Here is a 21,386-nt window from a genome sequence, read left to right as displayed (position 1 = left end):
GCGGAAGTTTAAAAGGTTTTATTGTTTGATATGACCGAATTTCGATTCAGAGCGCTCGGTGACGAGCGCCCGCTTATGTTTTCTCGACCTGCTTGCCGCGAACCCAATCGCAAAATTCTTCTGTAATCAGTTGCTCGTAAATCTCCTGATCGGAGATATCGAGCGATTCGAGATGCAAAAACCCTACGTTGGGCAAATCCTTCGCGACATGGCGAAGAAAACCGAATTCACGCGGATCGCCGACGCCGATGAGAGACCAGTAAATCGGGAACTTCTGCGAATCGCGCAGGAGCTTCTCCGCATGTCCGCGATCCTGCTCGGGATTCTGTCCGTCGGTCACGAAAAGCACCCACGCGGGCATGTTGTTCGCCGGCTCCGCGGGTAACGGCGCGGGGTCCGGGGCAGGCGTGCCGAACAGCCGGCTGAGGAAGCCGCGCTTCTCCTTCGGCGCTGCGCGCTGTTCTTCGGGCGCGAAGAAGAAGTTGACGATATCCGCCATGACCGGTGCGTACTGCGTGGCGCCCCATTTGCGAATACCGTCATTGCGCATCACGTATTCCGTGATGTAGCTGCCGTAGTTTTCAGGTGTGGCAGTCGGAAGCCGATCGAAGCCTTCGGTAAAAGTCCAGGTATCGATTTCCCCGTTGTCATCGAATTTCATCGCAATGCCGAGCATGCGATCGTGAGTCTCCTGGATGACGCCGGATTTGTATAGCTGTTCGGCCGAGCCTGAAATGTCGAGGGCGGCGGCGACGCGCACGACAGGCGGACGCGGCAGCCGGCGCTTGCTCAGCACGATAGAAACGTTATCGGCCCGGCTCGCGAGAGCGGGTTTATGAAGGTTGATGGTGCTCATTGCGTGGTTACCGATGTTATTTATTTCAAATGCCGGTGATCGCTGAATTTGGCGACGAGATCGCGTTCGAGTTGTCTGAGTCGCGGCTCGTCCGCCTTGCGCTGGCGCTGTCCGTCTTCGACGATCTTCGCGATTTCGTCCAATGCATCGAAGAGCTTTTGCTGCGTGTAGGCGAACGTGTCCGTTGCAATGACGGGCCGCTGTCCGAGCGCCGCCACCGCGCCTGCATTGGCGTGCAACTGATCGGCTTGTGCGCGCAGCGCGGCGTCAGCGGCATCGAAGGTCGCATTGGCGAGATCGGCTGCTTTCTTCGTGCTTAGTTGCTTGATGTAAAGAGAAAACGCGTTGGTCCACGCGGGAATCAGGACGGTCTTGGCCGTGCCGAACTTCGAAATGAGCGTGCGCTTGTGATCTTGCTCAAGGCGAATCTGTGGTGCGAGTTGCTCGGACATCAGCATGGCGCGAGACAGATCGTCGATTTTCTGTTCGAGCGCGCTGGCGCAGCGACGCAGATCCATCGTGTGTTGCGCGCCGAATGCATCGTCGCTGGATTGCGGTAGCGCAAGCGCCGCGCGATAAGCTTCGAGCGATTCTTCACCGAGCTTCTTAGCGTGCTCGAACTGCCGAAACGTTTCATAGTTATCCGCATACATTTGTTCGAGTTCGGCGATGTCGCGCTTCTGCCGATTCGCATTGCTCTCCAACTCGATGATCAGCGTGCCGATGCGCTTTTCCACCGAATCGAATTGCGCCAGCAGCCGTTCCTTGGATGCCTTGAACATCGACGTGACTCGACTCAGAATGCCGCGCTTCTGGAGGGCGGCGGGATCGAGGTCCTTTGCCGTCACGATCAGCTCGTTGAGCCTTTCGCCAAACTGGTCGATATCGGATGCGCGCACCTCCGACAAGATGCGCTGGGAAAGCCCTGCCACGCGCTCTCCGGCCTTGACGCCGAGATCGTCGATCTCATCCTGAGTCAGCAATTTCGCTTCGGACGGTGAAGTCCTTCGAAGGTCGCGGCCGCCGTCGGCAGAGAGGGTCGGCCGTGCTTCCTGACTGTCGGCGAATAAAGGTTTCATCGTTCTCGCTTGTTTATTTTGGTAGCTCGATTTCTTATCCGGCTTGCTCTGACTTCATCTGCATTCCGAATTTTTAACTCGTCGAAGAGATCGGAACTGCTCGGATTGCGCTATTCCGTTTGCGTTGCGTTCTGCTCCATCATCGCCCTTTTCCACTCGAACAAGTCTTGCGTTCCCGCGTGTTGTGCGAAATAGAAAATCAATGCGGCAAACACTACGCCGATGACAGGCGGTGCACCGAGCCGCACCAACTTCGGGCCGCAAGCGAGCCATTGCAGCATGAGTCCAATCAGAAAGCCCGTGCACAAACCGCCGATGTGCGCTGCCTGATCGATTCCGGAGATTTGAAATCCGGAGAGCAGATTCAGAACGATCACCTGAAGAATCGCAACCGGCTTGATTTGAACGGGAGCCGTGCCCTCGTTACGCAGTGATGCGTGGAAATGCAAGGCGGCCGCCGCGCCGGCGAGTCCCATCAGTGCGCCCGACGCCCCTACGCTCACGACAGGATGAATCGCGGTCGTCGGAATGAACATGCCCATCGCGAACTGCATGGTCTGGGTTTCATGAAAGCCGTACCACGAGCTGCTCGCGAGACTTCCTCCCAGCGCGGACAGAAGATATACGACCCCGTAGCGCAATGATCCGATCGCGCGCTCGATTAAGGTTCCGAGCACGATCAGCATGTAGAGATTGAGGAGCAGATGCATCCAGCCGACATGCAGAAACGCGCTCGTCAACAGACGCCACGATTCTCCAGTCAATGTGAACGGAGCTAGGTTTCCGCCCCAATCCAGCAAGAGAGCCGATGAAGGCGCCGTGAAACCCGCGCGCGCCCATAGCGAAACAAATACGACAGCGTTTATTACAGCGAACAGGCAGGTGAGCCACATCCTGCTTATTGAATTCTTCATGTTGCCCAAAGAGTCGTATCGAACGTGCGAAGCGTAAGGGAACTTGCAAGGTTCCGGATTATCCACGCGATGTTCGAAAGAACGGCCCCTTGGCGCTAGTGTGCGAGCATTTATTACGATTCCGCTAATTATTCAGCCGTCCGGCCGCACGCGCCGAACGGCCTTCGCGCCCTCACCTCCCAGGCGTCAACACCACCCTGAACCGCGCCTTCCCGCTCATCATCCTTGCATACGCTTCCGCCGCACGCGACAACGGAAATTCCTCGATCATCGGCTTCACGCCCGACAACGCGCTGAACGCGAGCGTTTCCTGCGAATCGGCCGCCGTGCCGGACGGCCAGCCCTGCACCGAGTTGCGGCCCATGATGAACTGCGTGATCGGCACCTCGACCGGCTCCTCCGATATCCCGACCATGATCAGCTTGCCGTTCAGCCCCAGACCGCCGATGGCCGCGCTCATCGCCTTGCCGCTCGTGGCCGTCGCGAGAATCACGCGTGCGCCGCCGAGCGCCTTGAGCGCATCGGCCACGTTCTGCGATTCGCTGTCGATGTAATGATGTGCGCCGAGCTGCTTTGCGAGCGGCGCCTTGTCCTGGCCTCGCGCGATGGCGGCCGTGACGAAGCCCATCTTGCGCGCGAACTGCACGCCCAGATGGCCGAGCCCGCCGATACCGAGAATCGCGACCACGTCGCCCGCACGCGCGCCGCTGTTGCGCAGCGCATTGAAAGTGGTGATGCCCGCGCAAAGGAGCGGCGCGGCATCGACATCGGAGAGATCGTCGGGCATGCGCGCGAGCGCTTCCTGCGGCGCGACCATGTAGTCCGCATAGCCGCCGTCGTAGCTGATGCCCGGCACCAGCGCGCGCTGGCAGAGCACGAAGTCGCCGTGACGGCAGTGCTCGCAATGTCCGCAATGCCCGCCGTGCCAACCCACGCCGACACGCTGCCCGTTCTCCCATCCTTCCACGCCGGCACCGACCTTCTCGATCACGCCAGCGATCTCATGGCCCGGCACGCGCGGAAACTGAAGGCCGGGCCACAGGCCTTCCACGGTGAGCGAATCGCTGTGGCAGATCCCGCAGGCCTGCACCTTGATCAATACGTGTCCTTCAGGCGGCTCCGGCACGTCGCGCTCGACGACTTCCAGCGGACCGTTCGCTTTCGCTACCTGCACTGCCTGCATCGTTGGCATCGCTTGCTCCTTGTCATGGGAGAAACACGCGCGGCGCGGCTGGCGCGCCGCAGTCGGATGACACGGCCCGGCAAAAACGCAATCCCGACCGCATCGTCGAGGAACGTCGGAGATTGCGATTGTGACAGGTCTCGCGCCGACGCATCGGCCGCCCGGTCAGCCGACCGGAAGCACTCGGAAACAAAATCGAACATCGGACATCGTCGGCGCCGGTTACCATCGTCATTCAGGCCCGCCATTCGAAGCGGAAGTGGACCGGCCGCGGTGACGCCGCATTCAGGCGTCCCATCGCGAAACCGGAATCACGAGAATGACCTTCAAGGGTGTCATGTCAAAGAGCGAAGACGCAGTTGCGAACGATCAGGCAATCGATCCCACGAACCAGGCCGCCGGCGATTCCTACGACACTCAGGACGCGACCGGCGCGGAGCACGAAGCGCCCGGCGCCGTGCGCACCGGGCCGCTGTCCGAAGCCAAGCTCTTCGGCCGGCAGACGCCGCCCGCAGCCGCCGCGCCGCCGGACGCGCCGCCGCCCGTTCACGGCGCCGCCGGCAGCAGCTACCGGGCACTGGCCGGGCTGCTGTGCGGTTACGCGCTGCTCATCGTCGGCAACGGCCTCTTTCAGACGCTGATCCCGCTGCGCATTCTGCAATCGGGCTATCCGACCATCGTGATCGGCCTGATCCAGTCGTGCTACTACGCGGGATTCATCCTCGGGGCGGTGTTCAATCGCAGGCTCATCGACCGCATCGGGCAGCATCGGACGTTCGTCGCGTTCTCGGCGGCGGCTTCCATTCTCGCGCTCGCGTTCGGGGCCGCGCAGTCGCCGTGGACGCTCGGCGCAGTGCGTCTCCTGACCGGCTTCGCCTTCATGGGCCTCTATACGTCGATCGAAAGCTGGCTCAACGGCACGGTCGAAAACGAAAAGCGCGGCCAGGTGTTCGGCTCGTACGCGGCGATCAACTACCTCGCGGTCGGCACGGGGCAGTTCCTGTTGAACGTGGGCGCGGGTTCGGGCGGCCAGCAGTTCTCGATTGCCGCCGCGCTCTTCGCCGCCGCCGTGATGCCCGTGACCTTGCTGGAAGGCTGGCCCGTGAAAGTCGCGGACGAGCGACTGCATCGCGTGCCCGCGCGCACCTGGCGCGAAAGCGTGCGCGAGATGATGGCTGCGGCGCCGCTCGCGGTGCCGGGCTGCATCCTCGCGGGCTTCATCTACAGCAGCTTCTACGCGATGATGCCCGTCTATCTCGAACGCGCGGGCTTCTCGACGAGCGAACTCGCGACCTTCATGGGCGTCGCGCTGATCGGCGCACTCGTGCCGCAATGGCCGATGGGCCGCCTCTCCGACAAGGTCGATCGCCGCCGTCTCGTCTATTTCACGGCGTCGATATCCGCTGCCTTGAGCCTCGTGCTCTTCTGCTTCGATGTGCGCGTCATCACCTGGGTCGCGACGCTCGTCTACGTCGCCGTCACGTTCACGCAGTACGGGCTGATCGTGTCGCACGTGCAGGATCGCACGGAGGCGCATCATCGCGTCGCGATTTCGGCGCTGTTGCTCGTGCTGTTCTCGTTCGGGGGAATGACGGGCCCGGCGCTGGCGTCGGCGTTGATGACGATCGTCGGGCCGAGCGGGCTGTTTCTCTTCAACGCGTTGTCGTGTGCGCTGCTCGCGTTGAGCGCACGGCGTGCGCTCGGTATTCATCTGCGATCGGCGCAAGCGCAGGCGTGAGGTGCACGACGCCGTGAAGGCGCCGTGTGCATCGCTTACGCCGAACGCAGCGAACGGAAGCTCGCGCGAAGCTCGCCCGAAAACGCCTGCGGCTGTTCCCAGGCCGCGAAATGCCCGCCCTTCGGAAGACGGTTGTAGTGAATCAGCTTCGGATACGCCTTCTCCGTCCAGCTTTTCGGCGCGGCATAGATTTCGTCCGGAAACACGCTCACCGCTACAGGAATCGCCACGTGCTTCGGCGCGAAGAAGTTGAGCTTGTTCTCCCAATACAGCCGCGCCGATGAAACGCCCGTATTCGTGAACCAATAGAGCGAGATGTTATCGAGGATGTCGTCGCGCGAAAGTCCTTCGGCTTGACCGTCGAACACGCGCGCGATCAGCGCCTGGCTCGCCGCATCGTGATCGATCATCCACGCGGCGAGGCCGATCGGCGAATCTTCGATGCCATACAGCGTCTGCGGACGATTCGCCATTTCCTGCGCGTAGCCGAGGCCGTGCTTGTAGAAGAAATCGAGTTGATCGAACGCGTGGGCTTCGTCCACTGAGAGGCCCGCGGGCGCGGGATCCCCGAACTTCAGCGCATGCGCGATATCGTCGGGCACCGTGGCCGGCATGTTGGTGTGAATGCCGACGAGTTCCGGCGGCGCGGTGAGCGCCATCTGTTCGGTCACCGCGTTGCCCCAATCGCCACCTTGCGCGACATAGCGGGTGTAGCCGAGACGCTTCATCAACGCGATCCACGCGCGTGCGATGCGTTGCGGGTCCCAGCCGGTCGTCGCCGGCTTGCCGGAGAAACCGTAGCCGGGCAGCGACGGAATCACCACGTCGAATGCGTCGGATGCGCTGCCGCCGTGCGCCGTCGGATTGGTCAGCGGATCGACGATCTTCAGTTGCTCGATGACCGATCCGGGCCAGCCGTGCGTGACGATGACCGGCAACGCATTCGCATGCTTCGAGCGAACGTGGATGAAGTGAATATCGAGACCGTCGATCTCGGTGACGAAATTCGGCAGCGCGTTCAGCCGCGCTTCGACCTTGCGCCAGTCGTAATCCGTCGCCCAGTGGCGCGCCAGCTTTTGCATCGTCGCGAGTTGCACGCCTTGCGATGCATCGGTGACGGTTTCGCGTTCCGGCCATCGCGTGGACTTGACGCGCCGCTTCAGGTCGGCGAGCTGCGCGTCCGGCACATGCGCGCGCAGCGGGCGAATCGCGGTCTTGTCGCTGCCCTGCACTTGCACGATTTCAGCACTGCCCGTGGCCGGCTCGGCGAATGCGAGGCGGCTCAATGCGCCCGCGGCGAGCGTTGCCGCCGCCATGCCGATGAAGTGACGGCGCGACGGCGTTTCGAGAGAGATATCGTTCGACATACAAACCTCCTGGATACTTGAGCGAGGAGGAGCGATGCGTGCCGCAACGAATCTCTGTCACTGAAGCCTTGCGCGAGCTTCCGATCGTCACCGCCTCGATGCGCCGCGAAGGGTTTTCGCAGCAGGTGACGCGATTATGTGCATATGCACATGAGGCGTAAACGCAGGCGGACGTACAACACTTTTGTCGGGCAGGAAAAAGTCCCGCCCGAACGGCAACCGTTCGTTACCGCGCCGCACTGGAGGTCATCTGCGCATCGTTTTTGCCTGCGCCGTTAAACCGTATCCCGCGACGCGAGCCAGTAATAAACCGGCGACGTCAGGAGCAACCCGGCGACCCACGACAGATCCGCGCCATCGAGATATTTCGGCACAATGCCGTTCATGAATACGCCGATGTACACGGGCCGGAGATGCGCGCGGCAAAGCGATGCCCTGACGCTCAGGGCGTCGGGATCGCTTCAAGCGCGTGGTGAGTAATCAGGCTGTGGTCGCGAGATGGTCCGCGAGCCGTATCAGCATCGCGTCGCAACCGCGGAGTTGTTCGACCGTCACGAACTCATCGGGCTTGTGTCCCTGATCCATGCTTCCGGGACCGCATACGACCGTCGGAATGCCGGCGTGATCGAAGAGCCCGCCTTCCGTGCCGAAAGCCACCGTGCCGAATGCCGACGACCCGCTGAGCAGCGCGAGCAGACGCGCCGCTTCGCTATCGGGAGGCGTCGCCAGTCCGGGATAGGCGGAAAGCGGTTCGAGGCGGATGTCGGTGTCGGACTTCACGGCGCGCATCTTCGGCAGCAGTTCGGCTTGCGCGTAGGCTTGCAAGTCGTCGGCGACCGTATTCGCGTCGAAGCCCGGCAGCGCGCGCACTTCGAAGTCGAACTCGCATTCCGCCGGCACGATGTTGAGCGCGCGGCCGCCCTTGATCGTGCCCGTCTGCACGGTGGAATACGGAGGATCGAAACGCGCGTCGTGACGTTCGGGCTGCGCCAGCTTCTCGCCGATCTCTTCCAGACGATTGATCAGGCGCGCCGCATACTGAATCGCGTTGACGCCATACGGTGCATACGCGGAATGACACGGCGCTCCCTTCACCTGACAGCGCATCGCGAGCTTGCCCTTGTGTCCGAGCACAGGCTTGAGCGACGTCGGCTCACCGATCAGACACAGCACGGGCTTGTGCGCGCGTTGCTCCAGTTGCGCCAGCATCGGCCGCACGCCGAGGCATCCGACTTCCTCGTCGTAGGAGAAGGCGAGATGCACGGGCAAGCTGAGATCGCGCTTCGTGAACACCGGCACCGCGGCCAGCACCGACGCGAGAAAGCCCTTCATATCCGCTGCGCCGCGGCCATACAGCCGTCCATCTTTTTCCGTGAGGCGGAATGCATCGACGGTCCACGGCTGGCCATCGACCGGGACGACGTCGGTATGACCGGACAGCACGATGCCGCCGCGATCGCGCGGTCCGATCGTCGCAAACAGATTGGCCTTCGTGCGCTTTGCGTTGTAGAACAACTCGCTTTCGACGTCATGCGCCGCGAGGTAATCACGAATGAATTCGATCAACTCGAGATTCGAATCGCGGCTCACCGTCGCGAAGCCGATTAGCCGTTCGAGCAGATCGCGGCTCGTCGCTTCACTCATCGCCCGGCACTCCGTAGCTCGGCGCGGCGGTCGGATTCAATGCGCGGGTCACGTAGTCCTGCATCTGCGGCCTGTACGCCTGCCAGAGACCATCGAGCTTGCCGATGGGATCGTCATCCGCCCAGTCGACACGCAGATCGACGAGCGGCCAGCTCTGCTTGCCCGCAATCTTCAGCGCCGCCGAATGCACGGGTCCCGCTTCGCCGCCCGCTGCAATCGCGGCCTGCATCGCCGCGAGAAGGCGATCCGCGAGATGGCCGGATGCGTTCTCGAATGAGGGAATCAGCGCTTCGATCACATGAATGCCCGCGAGCATGTTGCCTGCCGCGACGCATTGCCTGCCCGCGACCGCGTGATACGTGCCGAGCGCCTGCTTGCCGCTGAAGAACGCGGTGCGGCCTTGCGCATCGACCACCGTCACCTGCCGATACTCGCTCCATTCATTCGCAGCCAGCGCGCGGTCCAGCGCCGCGGCGGGATCGAGCTTCGCGCTTTCCATGTGATCGAGAATCTGCGAGCCGAGCGCGGGCAGCGTGACGTTCTGCGTCGCGACAGCACCGACGCCCGCACGCACCCAGGGACAACGCGCGCCCACCGCGATGCTCGATGAACTGATCGCGATGCCGAGCTGCCCCGTCTTTTCACATCGTCCGACGATAGAAAAAGTCATGTGCCCTCCTTTACGTCGTTCAGGCCTGAGGCGGCGTCCAGCCATCGGGAATGACGGCGATCACGTCGATCTCCATCAACCATTCGGGCTGACCGAGCGCCACGACGGTGAGGCCCGTCGAGATGGGAAACACGCCTTTCAGCCACTTGCCGACTTCGCGATACACCGGCTCGCGATAGCGCACATCCGTGAGATAGGTCGTCGTCTTGACGATGTGCGAGAGATCGCTGCCCGCCTCTTCGAGCAACTGCTTCACGTTTTTCATCGCCTGCTCGGCCTGCGCGCGCGGGTCGCCGAGACCGATGAGATTGCCGTCGAAGTCCGTGCCGATCTGACCGCGCACATAGACGGTATTGCCCGCGCGCACGGCCTGGCAAAGATCGTTGTCGAGCGACTGATTCGGGTACGTATCCTTCGTGTTGAACATGCGGATACGGGTATGCGTAGGTTGGCTCATCGAATGCACCTTGATACGGGATTGTTTGAAATCAGTTGACGCCCATCTCGCTGACCTTGTGGACGCGCGACGCATCGGGTGCGCCCTCCACGCTTTCGACGCGCTGCTCGTCTGCGTGATGTTGCGGCGCGTCGTAATACGCGAGGTATTTGCGCTGCGTGACGATGTGATCGGCGATATGTTTCGCGTCGTGCCACACGCCCCAGATGAACGCCGAGCCGCGGCGCGACAGCCACGGCAAGCCGAGAAAATAGATGCCCGGTTCCTTGGCGACACCGCGCTGATGTTTCGGCTTGCCCTTGTCGTCGAAGGCATCGACTTGCAGCCAGGTGAAATCGACGGCATAGCCCGTCGCCCAGATGATGGAGTTCACACCTTCCTTCGCCAGATCGAGTTCGAGAAGCGGATGCGTCATGCATTCCGGATCGGCGGGAATGATTCGGGCTTCCGGCTCTTCGGGAAGATCGAGGCCGTTGCGCCGTGCATAGGCATCGGCGGCGTCGAGCAGCGACAGATAGTTTTCGTCGCCACGACGGATGTTGTCCGCGAGATCGGCTTCGAACGTGACGCGGGTATCGTCGAACGATTTCGTCAGGCCGACGAGCGTGATGCCCTGATGCGCGAGACGCCTGAAATCCACCGTATGTCCGCCGCGCGCGCCGCTCACCGCGATCGTCACGTGCTCGCGGCCGGGCTTCATCACTTCCGCGTCCCATTCGCCGAGCACGCCGAGCCACCAGCAGAAGTCGCGTCCGCGATATCCGCGCGGCGGGCGGTCGTGCGCGCCGACCGACAGATACACGCGGCGGCCCGCGCGCTGAAGTTCATCGGCAATCTGCACGCCCGACGATCCCGCGCCCACGACCAGCACGCCGCCTTCCGGCAATTGCTGCGTATTGCGATAGTCGGCGGAATGAATCTGCATGAGCGCGGCGCTCTTCGGCGCGATGGGCGGTATCACGGGACGCTGGAACGGGCCCGTTGCAACGACGACGCGATTCGCCTCGATGATTCCTTCAGATGTATCGACGGTAAAGCCGGGCCGCCCCGCATTGCGCACGACCTTCTTCACTTCGACGCCGGTACGAATAGGCGCATCGAATTTTTTCGCGTACTGGACGAAGTAGTCCGCGACCTGTTCCTTCGATGCAAAGCCGTCGGGGTCGAAATCGGCGAACTCCATATTAGGGAAACGATCGTGCCATGCAGGGCCATTGGCGACGAGGGAATCCCACCGGCCCGTGCGCCAGCGCTCGGCGATACGGTCGCGTTCCAGCACGAGATGCGGCACGCCGAGCTTGCTCAGATGTTCGCTCATCGCGACACCAGCTTGTCCCGCGCCGACCACCAGCGTGTCGATTGACTTCATTTCCACTGTCATGGCTATGTCCTTCTGAAAGGCCGTTGTATCCGTGATGTCTCGTGAAAATCTACGCGCCCCGCCAGAATCTGAAAAATATATTTAAAAAATGCCTAGCATCGGATTTGGCTATGCAATGATTTTTGAGCGTTTCACAATGCCGCCCATCGAAGCATGATCTCTGGAGCATCGTCGATGGACATCCATCCCTTGCGCTACTCGCTGCGGCAGCTACGTTATTTCGTCGTCACGGCGGAAGCGTTGTCCTTCACCGCCGCCGCGAAAAGACTGCATATCTCGCAGCCGTCGATTTCGACCGCGCTCGCCGATCTCGAAGAGTCGTTCGGCGTGCAACTATTCATCCGCCGTCACGCGAGCGGCCTGTCGCTCACGCAAGCAGGCCGCGATTTGCTCGGGCAAGCGCGCAATTTGCTGAAGATCGCGGAAGAACTGCAAATGGCCGCGAAGGAAATGGATGGCGGCATGACAGGCTCAATCGCGCTCGGTTGCCTCGTGTCGCTCGCGCCGCCGCTCATGCCGGGTCTCATCAGCCGCTTCACGGCCGGGCACACGGGCATTTCGTTTCGCACGGTAGAAGCCCATCAGGACGGCTTGTTGCGCGGCCTGCACGACGGCTCGCTCGATATTGCGCTGACCTATAGCCTGGACCTCACCGAAGACATCGCCTTCACGCCGCTGATTTCCTTGCCGCCGTATGTGATCCTCCCTAAGACGCATCGACTTGCGCGCGCACGCAAGGTATCGCTCGCCGACTTGCTGCCGGAGCCTTACGTGATGCTCGATCTGCCGCACAGCCGCGAGTATTTCGCGGCGCTCTTCGATGCGGTCGGCAGCCGCCCCGTGCCCGCGTTTCGTTCATCGCAGCCGGAAGTCGTGCGCGGCATGGTGGCGAACGGCCTCGGCTATAGCATCCTCAATTTCCCGCTCAAGTCGAATCGCACGGTGGACGGCGAAGACTTCGTGATTAAACGCTTCAAGGACAACGTCAACGCGACGACGCTCGGCATCGCGCAATCGCGCACGATGCGCCCGCGCCAGGTCGTGCATCGCTTTTCGTCCTTCTGCGAGACTTATATACGGCGGCTGCATATCGATACATGATGCGCGCTATCGGATAGAGAAGTTATCCGCGCTGCATAGGTAAAAGCTTTGCTTTGTATCCGAAAACAATATTTTGGCTGGCAATTTGGCTTGATAGATTGATGTCCATGCCGGGCGCAACGCCTTGAAACCTCGCGTTGACGCGCTTCCACGGGGAGGAACATGGAGAGCCTCATGACAAGGACCATCGCGGTGCAAACGGTCATCGACGAATTGCGGTCGAATTGCGCACGATCATTCAGCGATGCGCGCGCCATGCCGCCCGGCGTCTATACATCGCCCGAGTTTCTGTCCCTCGAAGAGCACGACATCTTTGCGCGCGAATGGCAGTGTGTCGGCCGTGCAAGCGCGCTGAAAGAGCCTGGCGACTATCTGACGGCGCAACTCGGCGCACAACCGATCGTCGTGTTGCGCGACGAGCAGATGCAGCTCAAGGCGATGTCGAATGTGTGTCTGCATCGCATGTCGGTGCTGCTGGAAGGGCGCGGCAACAAGCGCCGTATCGTGTGTCCGTATCACGCATGGAGCTATGGGCTCGACGGCGAATTGAAAGGCGCGCCGCTCATGGACCGGCAAGAAGGCTTCTGCAAGGAAAGCTATAAATTACCCGCTGTGCGCTGCGAACAATGGCAGGGCTGGATCTATGTGACGCTCAATGAAAGTGCGCCGCCCGTTCAGCAGCAACTGGCCGAATTGAGCGAACTCATCGGCGCGTACGGGATGACGGACTACATCGAAACTTTCTATGAAGAGCACGTGTGGGATACCAACTGGAAGATCCTCGCGGAGAATTTCATGGAAAGCTATCACCTGCCGATGCTGCATCGCGCAACCGTGGGGCCGCATTCGAGGCTCGAAGAGATGGAGTGCCCGCCCGGCTATCCCGCGTTCAACTATCACTGGATCACGAAGGAAGCGAGCTTGCCGATCGGCAATGCGCATCCTGACAACACGCGGTTATCCGGTCACTGGCGCAAGACGACCGCGCTGCTCGCGATCTACCCGGCGCATCTCGTTACGCTCACGCCCGGCTACTTCTGGTATCTCGTGCTGCAGCCGCGCGGCGTCGGGCAAGTGCATATCCGCTTCGGCGGCGGGCTCGCGCCCGAGTTCATTGCCGATCCGGAAGCGAATGCGCATATGACGACGTTGAAGAAGCTGCTCGATGAGGTGAACGCGGAAGACAGGCGCGGCGTGGAAGCCGTGTTTCGCGGCGTGCATGCGCCGCTCGCGAAGCCCGGCAACCTGAGCCATCTCGAACGGCCCAACTACGACTTCGCACGCTACATCGCGGCGAAGCTCGCACAGCACTGAAAGACAGGACGCGATCACGATGTCAGACCCTTCCTTCATTTCCTTCTCGGGCGTGAGCAAATCGTACGACGGCGCGAACTACGTCGTGGAGGACCTGAACCTCGACGTGCGCAAGGGAGAGTTTCTTTCGCTGCTCGGTCCGTCCGGCTCGGGCAAGACGACCACGCTCATGATGCTCGCCGGCTTCGAGACGCCGACGCAAGGCGAGATCCGCCTCGATGGCAGGCGTCTGGACGACAAGCCGCCGCATCAGCGCGACATCGGCATGGTGTTTCAGAACTACGCGCTCTTTCCGCATCTGACGATTGCGGAGAACGTCGCGTTTCCGCTTTCCGTGCGTCGCGTGAGCCGCGCCGAGCAGAAGACGCGCGTCCGGCGCGCGCTGGAGATGATCGAGCTGCCGCATCTCGCGAACCGGCGTCCCTCCCAGCTTTCCGGCGGGCAGCAGCAGCGCGTCGCGCTTGCACGCGCACTCGTGTTCGAGCCGAGCGTCGTGCTGATGGACGAGCCGCTCGGCGCACTCGACAAGCGCCTGCGCGAAACGATGCAATACGAAATCATGCGCCTGCATCGCGAGCTTTCGCTGACGATCGTCTACGTGACGCACGATCAGGCCGAAGCGCTGACGATGTCCGACCGTGTCGCCGTCTTCTCCGATGGCCGCATTCAGCAGGCCGCCACGCCGAGCGAACTCTACGAGAACGCGCAGAACGCGTTCGTCGCAAACTTCGTCGGCGAGAACAACGGGCTCACGGGGCGCGTGACCGGTGTGAACGACGAATGGGCGACGCTTGCGCTGTCGGATGGCAGCGTCATTCGCGGACGCTGCGAACACGGCCTGCGCGCCGGCGACGAAGCGATGCTCGCGCTGCGTCCCGAACGCGCGCATATTCCGGGGACGGAAGGCGCGCAGCCCGACGAGCACAGCAACGTGGTGCGCGCCTGCGTCGAGGAACTCGTGTATTGCGGCGATCATCATCGCGTGCATCTGAAGCTCGGCTCGCGCGATTCCATCGTCGTCAAAGTACCCAACACGCAGCGCCATGCGTTGCCGTCCGCCGGCAGCACGATCGACATTGCATGGCGTCACGACGACTGCAAGATTCTCGCGATGATGGCGCAAAAGAGCGCACCCGCGATAGCCCCGACCACACCGCCCTCACCTTCCCTCATCTCGACCGCACCCGCAGGAGCCAACTGACATGCGCACTCACATCAAAGCACAATGCGCCGCACTCGCAGTATTTGCGTTTGCAACTATCCCGACACACGCAGCGGAGACGCTCTCTGTCGTGACTTTCGGCGGCGCATTCGAAGCCGCGGCAAAGAAGGCCTGGTTCGAACCGTTCACACAGGCAACGGGCGTGAACTTCTCGACCGAATCGTACGACGGCGGCTTAGCCAAGCTCTCCGCGATGGAGCAGGCGAAGAACACGACATGGGATTTGATCGATCTTGAAACCAACGACGCGATCACCGCTTGCGATGAAGGCCTGCTGCAGAAGTTCGACAAGAAGTCACTCGGCAAGACGAGCGATTTCATCCCCGGCTCGATTAGTGATTGCGCGGTCGCGAGCATGGTCTGGTCCACCGTCTATGCCTACGACACGAGCAAGCTGAAGACCGCGCCGACCACTGTCAACGATTTCTTCGACTTGCAGAAATTTCCCGGCAAGCGCGGCTTGCGCAAGTCGCCGAAGGTGTCGATGGAGTGGGCGTTGATCGCGGACGGCGTCGAGCCGAAGGACGTGTACAAGGTGCTCGGCACGCCCGCCGGCGTCGATCGCGCCTTCAAGAAGCTCGACACGATCAAGAAGAATATCGTGTGGTGGGAGTCGGGCGCGCAGGCGCCGCAGCTGCTCGCCGATGGCGCGGTCGTGATGGTGCAGGCCTATAACGGCCGCATCGACGATGCCGCGAAGAAGGACAACAAGCCGTTCAAGGCGGTCTGGGATGCGCAGGTCTACGACTTCGAATGGTGGGCCATTCCGACTGGCGCGAAACACGCCGACACGGCCGCCAAGTTCATCGTGTCGCAAGCGCAGCCGAAGGCATCCGCGGATCTGTCGAAGTACATCGCGTATGCGCCGCCGCGCAAGGATGCGGTTGCGCTCGTCGATAAACAGCGTCTTGCCGACATGCCGACCGCGCCGGACAACTTCAAGCGCGCCGTGCAGATCAACGCGAATTTCTGGGCAGATAACGCGGACCAGATCAACAAGCGCTTTCAGGTGTGGCTGACGCAGTAACGCGTTCGACGACTCGAGGACCTCATGCCTGCATCGATTCACGCGCCCGCCACCGGTTCTCCGACGAGAGCCGATGGCCGTGCTTCGTATCAAAGAGCGCGCCGCCGCGCATCGGTGCAGGCGTTGATGCTTGCATTGCCGTTGATCGTGTTTCTGCTGTCGACGTTCATCGCACCGATCGCGCTGCTGCTTGCGCGCAGTGTCGAGAACAAGGAAGTGCCGGGCAGCATGCCCACGCTCACGCGCGCGCTCAATGCGTGGGACGGACGCGGCGTGCCCGATGAACATACATTCGCGCTGCTCGCCGCCGGGCTCAGGGATGCGCAGCAGAGCGGGCAGCTCGGCACCGTCGCCCGCAGGCTGAATTTCGCGCAGCCCGAATTTCGCAGCCTGTTGATGCGCACCGCGCGCAGCGTCCGCGACGAGACACCGCCTGCATGGAAGCCGGCGCTGATCGAGATGGACGAACGCTGGAATTCGCCTGAAATCTGGCGTCTTTTGAAGCGCGCAGCGACCTCGCCGACGCCGGACTATCTGCTCGCCGCCGTCGATGCGCAAGTGACGCCGCAAGGCAACGTCGCATTCGTGCCGGATAACTCGTCGGTGTATCGACAGGCGTTCCTTCGCACGATATCGATCAGCGCGTCCGTCACGCTGTTGTGCCTCGTGCTCGGTTATCCCGTCGCATGGCTGCTCGCCAATCTGCCCGCGCAGAGCAGCAATCGGCTGATGCTTTTCGTGATCGTGCCGTTCTGGACGTCGCTGCTCGTGCGCACGACGGCGTGGTATGTGCTGCTGCAACCGGGCGGCGTCATCAACGGTCTGTTGATGGGGCTCGGCCTTGCGACGCATCCGGTGCCGCTCATCTTCAATCGCACGGGTGTGTTGATCGGCATGACGCACGTCCTTTTGCCATACATGATTCTCGCGATCTATTCGGTGATGAAAGGCGTATCGCCCGTATACGTGCGCGCGGCGCAATCGCTCGGCGCGCATCCGTTCACCGCCTTCGTGCGCGTCTATATTCCGCAGACGCTGCCGGGCGTCGGCGCGGGCTGCTTTCTCGTCTTCGTGCTTGCGCTCGGTTACTACATCACGCCCGCGCTGCTCGGCGGCGCAGGCGATGAAATGATCAGTCAGCTCATCGCGCTGCAAACGAACACGCAGCTCAACTGGGGGCTTGCGGGCGCGCTATCGGCGTATCTCGTGATCTTCACGGCGATCTTCTATTTCCTGTTCAACCGCATCGTCGGCATCGACCGGTTGCGATTCGGTTGAGGAGTCCTCCTTCCATGAAAGAGCAACGCAACAAGGTATTGACCGAACGCATCGCATCGCGCTGGGTGCGCGTGCATACCGCAATCGTGCTGTTCTTTCTCGTCGCGCCGATTCTCGCGATCATTCCGCTCTCGTTCAATTCAGGATCGTATTTCTCGTATCCGTTGCAGGGTTTTTCGCTGCGCTGGTACGAACAGGCGCTGACGAGCCCCGACTGGCAGCGCTCGTTATTGAACAGCATCGGCATCGGCGCGGCATCGACGTTGATCGCCACGTGTCTCGGCACGCTCGCGGCGCTCGGTCTCTCGCGTTCGCAGTTTCCGCTGCGCTCGGTGATCATGCCGATCATCATCTCGCCGATGATCGTGCCGATCGTCGTCGTCGCGGCGGGTTTCTATCTGATCTTCGCGCCGCTCGGGCTCGTGAACTCGTATCCCGGCGTGATTCTCGCGCACGCGGCGCTCGGCACGCCGTTCGTCGTGATCACGGTGACGGCTTCGTTGTTGTCGTTCGATCAGAGTCTGCTGCGCGCGGCATCCGGCCTCGGCGCGACGCCCTGGACGGCGTTCCGGCGGGTGACCTTGCCACTCATCACGCCTGCGGTCGCCACGGGCAGCGTGTTCGCTTTCGCGACCTCATTCGATGAAGTGATCGTGATCCTGTTCATCGGCGGGCCGGATCAGCGCACCGTGCCGCGTCAGATGTGGAGCGGTATCCGCGATTCGATCGATCCTTCGATTCTCGCGGTTGCGACGATGCTGATTGTGTTTGCTGTGCTGCTTTTTGCGAGCATCAACTGGTTGCGGGGGCGGGCGGCTGCGGCCAGCCGTGCCCTCGTTTGAATGCTTTCTTTTTTCGCCGGATCCCGGTTCTTGTTGGTCTATTGGCACTGCCCCTGTGCGGCGCAACGCTGATAAACCAACATCAATACGGAATCCGGCGAAAATCGCTCAAACCGTCGCTTCCACCTGCCGACGCGGCAGCATCCGATCGAACTCGCGCTTAACGATGCCGTAGCATTCACACGCGCGCTCTTCCAGCTCTGCGCGATCCAGGATCTTGATGCAGCCGCGGCTATGATGAATCACGCCCGCGTCATGCAGCTTGCCTGCGGCTTCGGTCACGCCTTCACGGCGCACGCCGAGCATGTCCGCGATCATCTGCTGGGTGACACGCAGTTGATCCGACGGCGTGCGATCCGTCTGGATCAGCAGCCAGCGGCACAGTTGCTTCGACAGCGAGTGATGGCGGTTGCATGCGGCCGTCTGCGCGACTTGCGTGAGAAGAGCTTGCATGTACAGCAACATCACGCGGCGCAGAAAGTCCGAGCGACCGAAGTGCTCGCGCAGCGCGCCCGCACTCATGCGATACGCGAATCCCGCGCATTGCACCTGGACGCGCGTGGGCATGGTGTCGCCGCCCGTGAGCACCGGAACGCCGGACATCCCTTCACGACCGACCGCCGCGACTTCGACGGAGCCGCCGTCTTCCATCGTATGCAGCAGCGAAATAATCGCCGTGGTCGGGAAATAGACGTGGTGAATGCGCTGACCGGAATCGCACAGCAACTGCTCGGTGCGCAACTGGACAAGTTCGAGATGCGGCGCAATGGCTTGCCATTCCTGTGCCGGAAGCGCGCCCAACAGATGATTGCCGTGCAGATCGGATTGGAGAGTCAACATTTTTTTTAGTCTCGTGCGTGTGCGCCTGGCGCTTTTGATTTCTTCTGGCTCGCAACAGGATTCGCGTATGCATCTGTCGGCGTACATCGAACCCTGTTGCGACCAGCCCCGTAGCACGAATTCACCGCTCTTATCTGTTGTTGAAGGATCGCGGTGACCTTCGTGCGTGGTCATACATTAGCGAGAGGTGTGCCAGCGCACGCCAATCCTTATACCAGTTGGGGTTTGCGCGAGTCCGCACGCAGCGCGCGGCGGCGCGTGCTCGACTACGAACAAAATTGATTCAAACATGAAAGGCGACCTTCATACGGATCGAACGCGACATCGCGCCCACGCCAAACGTTTTCGTCTGGCGAATGCCTTGTCGGGTGGGGCGCCGGGCGAGGGGTCCGTCATCAAAACGTTGCTGATTGCGGGCCCCGAAGCCTTGTCACAGCGGAAATGGTGCGCGCTCGCAAAATGTTGCAAACGTGGTTAACGGCTTCGGATGCGCCTTTTGAAGATCAGGCGTTGCGCTGGCGTCAGGCCTTATTGCACGGGGCTCCGCGCGCTACGTGCGCGTCGTCGAGCCGAGGCTCGCGTTATGGAGGGCGGTTTAGCGTCGGCGCGAAAAACGTTGCATTGCTTATACCTAAGGGGAATGCCGACTCCACAGAGGCTTAAAAATATCAGAGCGGGTTCCGCGCCGGGTCAGCGTATCTCGTTCGACAATCGCCTGACCAAGGCGGGTTCGTATTCCTTCTCGCGCTGCGGCACCGCACGCGCGACCAAAGATTGTCGAGGATGTGGGTCTCGACGAAGGCACCGGCGTTCGCCGCATAGCCGCTCATGATGATGTGTCGGCTCACAGCGCGACAGCCAATTGCAGAACGAGCCTGTCGGGCACGCCGTTGAAACAGGCATGGCGCAAAGAATCGATCTTCGCGATCGATCGAAATAGTTTTTCCTTTTCGTCCGCTAACTCACTCGGCCTGCAGATATTCGATCAACGGCATTCGTTAAGGCAATCGCTCGGCTGCAAGTTCGGAGCGAGCCGCGATGGCCGCCTTGAACGCGGCGCGTCGCTCCAGGGCACATATCGGCGGGCAGAAGTAGGGAAGAAACACGTTTGAAGAAGCGCGGGCCGCATGGGCGGCAACCCATACGACCCGCTGACCACAACCAACTCATCTGAGGAGTTGACTATGGCTGACGCCAATCTTAAAGCATCAACCGCTCTTGCCGAGCGACACATCAAGAGAAACGGCCGTTCGCGCTCGGCCTGTTGGATCCACGGATAAAGGGGCGCAGGAGTCTTGCGCGGCCGGTAAGCGTGAGAGTGCAAGTCGAACACGGAAGACTCGTCATCACGCCCGCTTGAACCACTCCCACAAACAACAAACCCAGCTCGAAGCAGGGTTTGTTGTTCTGACGCCCCAACCCTGCGTCCCGTACGACACGCCCACGCTCGAACTGCTCGACTCGTTCGTGCTGCGCGTCGAATCCGTGTCCGTCGTGTTGACCAGGTTGACCTGATTCTTCGCCGCGAGCACCACATCGGTTGCGTTGACATTCGAGCCCGCGATCGTCACGTTGCCGCTGCCAGGCGTGTCGCTGCCCGTCGCCGCGAACATTGCCGTACCGCCTGCCTGCACGTTCGAGCCGCGCTGCGTCGTCGTCTCTTCGGTGAACGTGTCCTTGCTGTGGCTGCTGCCAAAGCTCAGTTCGACCTTGACGTCCGGCTTGCCGCTTGCCATCGATTCACCGGCCGCCGCGAGGCTCCCCGCCGCCGCAATCGAATGAAGCGTCGAGGCGCGGGAATCCTCGCTCTTGCCCGACGCGTCCGCCTGATCCGCCGCCGACTGGATCATGTCGACCAGACCGCCCTTGACGCCGAGCGAGACACCGCTTTGCTTCGTCTCATGCGTCTCGTCGTGATGCGACGTGTCGGTCGCCGCATCGATCGTCACGTTCGCGCCCGTACCGATCATGTCCTTCGCCGCGATCAGATCGCTTCCCGTGACGTGCAGGTCATTGCCGGCCGACAGATGCACACTGCCATCCGTGCTACCGATCAGGCTCGCGTTGTTCCTCACCGACGCGTCGTTGCTCGTGTCCTTCTGGTCGTGCGTGCCGTACGAAATGGCCGTACCCGATGCGCCCATGCCGGTCTTCGTTTCCTGATGGAACGATGACGACTGGCTCTTATCCTGCGTCGTGTCGATCGTCAGATCATGGCCGGCGCTCAGCGCCACATCGTTCGTCGCCGCGACCGTCGAACCGCTGATGGTCATGTCACGACCGGCCACGCCCATGACCGTATCGCCCGAGATCGTCGAGCCGTTCGCATACACCGCGTGCGCGTTCGCCGTGTCGGTCGTTTCAGTGTTCGCAAGGAAGCCCGAACTGTTCTGATGCGACCAGCTCTGCGAATCATGCGTTTCGCTCACGCTGCCGATGTTGATGTCGCCCGTCGAAACAAGCGCGATGCCGC

19 protein-coding genes are annotated in these 21,386 nt (G+C 61.7%); 8 read left to right on the top strand and 11 right to left on the bottom strand.

The features are described 5' to 3' along the window. Positions 1–73: 73 nt before the first annotated feature. From NCT32_RS29120 to NCT32_RS29105, 4 genes are all read right to left on the bottom strand, one after another. On the bottom strand, positions 74–856 hold the full coding sequence (locus tag NCT32_RS29120) for a VWA domain-containing protein (protein ID WP_061119568.1): 783 nt from the start codon (positions 854–856) through the stop codon (positions 74–76). 20 nt (positions 857–876) lie between these two features. After that, positions 877–1,935 carry a toxic anion resistance protein gene (locus tag NCT32_RS29115; protein WP_061119567.1) on the bottom strand — a complete coding sequence of 353 codons (1,059 nt, stop codon included), beginning with the start codon at positions 1,933–1,935 and terminating at the stop codon, positions 877–879. Positions 1,936–2,045: 110 nt separating this feature from the next. Continuing rightward, positions 2,046–2,915 (bottom strand): rhomboid family intramembrane serine protease, encoded by an 870-nt coding sequence (locus NCT32_RS29110; RefSeq protein ID WP_143756367.1) that lies wholly within the window; start codon positions 2,913–2,915, stop codon positions 2,046–2,048. 106 nt (positions 2,916–3,021) lie between these two features. After that, a complete protein-coding gene (locus NCT32_RS29105) occupies positions 3,022–4,041 on the bottom strand; it encodes an alcohol dehydrogenase (protein WP_061119565.1) in 1,020 nt (339 codons plus the stop codon). 328 nt (positions 4,042–4,369) lie between these two features. Between NCT32_RS29105 and NCT32_RS29100 the strand changes: the two genes are divergently transcribed. Continuing rightward, on the top strand, positions 4,370–5,770 hold the full coding sequence (locus NCT32_RS29100; protein WP_061119591.1) for an MFS transporter: 1,401 nt from the start codon (positions 4,370–4,372) through the stop codon (positions 5,768–5,770). 35 nt (positions 5,771–5,805) lie between these two features. Here the strand turns inward: NCT32_RS29100 and NCT32_RS29095 are convergent, their stop codons facing one another. The 5 genes from NCT32_RS29095 to NCT32_RS29075 all read right to left on the bottom strand — a co-directional run bounded on the left by NCT32_RS29095 (position 5,806) and on the right by NCT32_RS29075 (position 11,289). Then, positions 5,806–7,137, bottom strand: a complete 1,332-nt coding sequence (locus NCT32_RS29095; protein ID WP_061119564.1) for an epoxide hydrolase family protein — start codon at positions 7,135–7,137, stop codon at positions 5,806–5,808. Positions 7,138–7,617: 480 nt separating this feature from the next. After that, entirely contained in the window at positions 7,618–8,781 is a 1,164-nt protein-coding gene (gene argE / locus NCT32_RS29090; protein ID WP_061119563.1) for an acetylornithine deacetylase, read from the bottom strand. Next, a complete protein-coding gene (locus NCT32_RS29085) occupies positions 8,774–9,451 on the bottom strand; it encodes a DUF1028 domain-containing protein (RefSeq protein ID WP_061119562.1) in 678 nt (225 codons plus the stop codon). The genes argE and NCT32_RS29085 overlap by 8 nt, the downstream gene beginning before the upstream one ends. A 19-nt stretch (positions 9,452–9,470) precedes the next feature. After that, the gene (locus NCT32_RS29080) at positions 9,471–9,908 is read right to left on the bottom strand and encodes a RidA family protein (RefSeq protein ID WP_061119561.1); all 438 of its coding nucleotides are present in this window, start codon (positions 9,906–9,908) and stop codon (positions 9,471–9,473) included. A 31-nt stretch (positions 9,909–9,939) separates the two neighbouring features. Then, the gene (locus NCT32_RS29075) at positions 9,940–11,289 is read right to left on the bottom strand and encodes an NAD(P)/FAD-dependent oxidoreductase (protein ID WP_250490824.1); all 1,350 of its coding nucleotides are present in this window, start codon (positions 11,287–11,289) and stop codon (positions 9,940–9,942) included. 174 nt (positions 11,290–11,463) lie between these two features. Between NCT32_RS29075 and NCT32_RS29070 the strand changes: the two genes are divergently transcribed. From NCT32_RS29070 to NCT32_RS29045, 6 genes are all read left to right on the top strand, one after another. Further along, positions 11,464–12,390 (top strand): LysR family transcriptional regulator, encoded by a 927-nt coding sequence (locus NCT32_RS29070; protein WP_061119559.1) that lies wholly within the window; start codon positions 11,464–11,466, stop codon positions 12,388–12,390. Between the two features lie 174 nt (positions 12,391–12,564). Beyond that, positions 12,565–13,704 carry an SRPBCC family protein gene (locus tag NCT32_RS29065; protein ID WP_061119590.1) on the top strand — a complete coding sequence of 380 codons (1,140 nt, stop codon included), beginning with the start codon at positions 12,565–12,567 and terminating at the stop codon, positions 13,702–13,704. A 19-nt stretch (positions 13,705–13,723) separates the two neighbouring features. Then, positions 13,724–14,905, top strand: coding sequence for an ABC transporter ATP-binding protein (locus NCT32_RS29060; RefSeq protein WP_250478083.1), 1,182 nt, complete (start codon positions 13,724–13,726; stop codon positions 14,903–14,905). 1 nt (position 14,906) lies between these two features. Continuing rightward, positions 14,907–15,953 (top strand): ABC transporter substrate-binding protein, encoded by a 1,047-nt coding sequence (locus NCT32_RS29055; RefSeq protein ID WP_061119557.1) that lies wholly within the window; start codon positions 14,907–14,909, stop codon positions 15,951–15,953. Between the two features lie 24 nt (positions 15,954–15,977). Then, complete coding sequence (locus tag NCT32_RS29050; RefSeq protein ID WP_061119556.1) at positions 15,978–17,231, top strand: ABC transporter permease; 1,254 nt, start codon at positions 15,978–15,980, stop codon at positions 17,229–17,231. A gap of 14 nt (positions 17,232–17,245) precedes the next feature. Then, positions 17,246–18,073: an ABC transporter permease gene (locus NCT32_RS29045; RefSeq protein WP_061119555.1), complete on the top strand. Its 828-nt coding sequence runs from the start codon at positions 17,246–17,248 to the stop codon at positions 18,071–18,073. A 108-nt stretch (positions 18,074–18,181) separates the two neighbouring features. Here the strand turns inward: NCT32_RS29045 and NCT32_RS29040 are convergent, their stop codons facing one another. Beyond that, positions 18,182–18,913, bottom strand: coding sequence for a Crp/Fnr family transcriptional regulator (locus NCT32_RS29040; protein WP_061119554.1), 732 nt, complete (start codon positions 18,911–18,913; stop codon positions 18,182–18,184). A gap of 785 nt (positions 18,914–19,698) precedes the next feature. On the opposite strand from NCT32_RS29040, the gene NCT32_RS29035 reads away from it, so the two are divergent. Continuing rightward, positions 19,699–20,025 (top strand): hypothetical protein, encoded by a 327-nt coding sequence (locus tag NCT32_RS29035; RefSeq protein WP_143756366.1) that lies wholly within the window; start codon positions 19,699–19,701, stop codon positions 20,023–20,025. A gap of 234 nt (positions 20,026–20,259) precedes the next feature. Here the strand turns inward: NCT32_RS29035 and NCT32_RS29030 are convergent. Then, positions 20,260–21,386, bottom strand: a 1,127-nt coding sequence (locus NCT32_RS29030; RefSeq protein ID WP_250490823.1) for a hemagglutinin repeat-containing protein, incomplete at its 5' end; no start/stop codon positions are given.

Source organism: Caballeronia sp. INML2 (genome assembly GCF_023631365.1).
Classification (GTDB): Bacteria; Pseudomonadota; Gammaproteobacteria; order Burkholderiales; family Burkholderiaceae; genus Caballeronia; species Caballeronia turbans.
This window is presented reverse-complemented; position numbering and strand designations above follow the sequence as displayed.